Source organism: Kocuria sp. CPCC 205231, from assembly GCF_040980965.1.
Classification (GTDB): Bacteria; Actinomycetota; Actinomycetes; order Actinomycetales; family Micrococcaceae; genus Kocuria; species Kocuria rosea.
The window spans coordinates 1-1020 of sequence record NZ_JAVKPP010000057.1 but is presented as its reverse complement, the minus strand read 5'-3'; the positions used below and the strand labels follow the sequence as shown (position 1 = coordinate 1020).

At 69.3% G+C, this 1020-nt stretch carries 1 pseudogene; it reads right to left on the bottom strand.

What is annotated here, in order from left to right:
• Nucleotides 1-11: 11 nt before the first annotated feature.
• A pseudogene (locus RF640_RS18825) lies at nt 12-841 on the bottom strand (IS5 family transposase).
• Nucleotides 842-1020 lie beyond the last annotated feature (179 nt).

The following is a 1020-nucleotide window of genomic DNA, read 5'->3' as shown; positions in this document are numbered from 1 at the left end:
AGTGTCTGTTCCTAAACCTTTCGGGCGAGGCGTTTGCTGGTGGTGCGGATCATCGCCCAGCGCACCATCGCCTCGTGGTGGGCCGGGAGTCGTTCGTAGTCGCGCACGCACCGGCGGTGGGAGGCGATCCAGGCCAGGGTGCGTTCGACGACCCAGCGCCGGGGCAGGACCTGGAACCCGGGCAGGTCGCTGCGCTTGACGATCCGCAGGGTCAGACCGAGAGTATCGCCGGCCCAGGCCACCAGCTTCCCCGCGTAGCCGCCGTCGGCCCACACCAGCCGTACCTTGTGGCAGGAGGCAGTCAACAGCTCGAGCAGTGGTCTGGCCCCGTCACGGTCCTGGACTCCGGCGCCGGTGACCACCACCGCCAGCAGCAGTCCGAGGGTGTCCACGATGATGTGGCGTTTGCGGCCGTTGACCTTCTTTCCCGCATCGAAGCCGCGGGTGCCGGCTCCGACGATGGCGGCCCGCGCACCGAGGCTGAGTCGATGACTGCCGCCGTTGGCTCCGCGGCCCGGCCGTCGGCGAGACGGATCCGGTCCCGTAGCGCATCCAGCACACGAGCGGTGGCCCCGGTCTTCTCCCAGGCCGCGAAGTAGTTGAACACCGTGGAGTAGGGCGGGAAGTCCACCGGTAGCGCCCGCCATTTGATGCCGTTGTCCACGACGTAGAGGATCGCGTCCACGATGATCCGTCGGCACCAGGACTCGGGCCGTCCCCCGGCCCCGGCCAGGAACCCCGGGTCGGGCAGCAGTGGCTCGATGATCGCCCACTGGGCGTCGCTCAGATCCGTCGGGTACCGCCGCGCCCGTCGGGGGCGGTGGGCGTGGAGCGGGGCCAACCGACAGCACCGGGGTGCGCCGGCGGTTTCGGTGGTGGTGTCCTCGGGCAGGGTGCGGCACACTTTCATGCAAGGAACTCCTGGGCAGAGCAGCGATCTCGACAATCACTTCTCTACCGGGAGTTCCGCCTTTCTACCACCTGCCCACCCCGCCAGCTCGGCCTCGAGCCCAGCGCCCA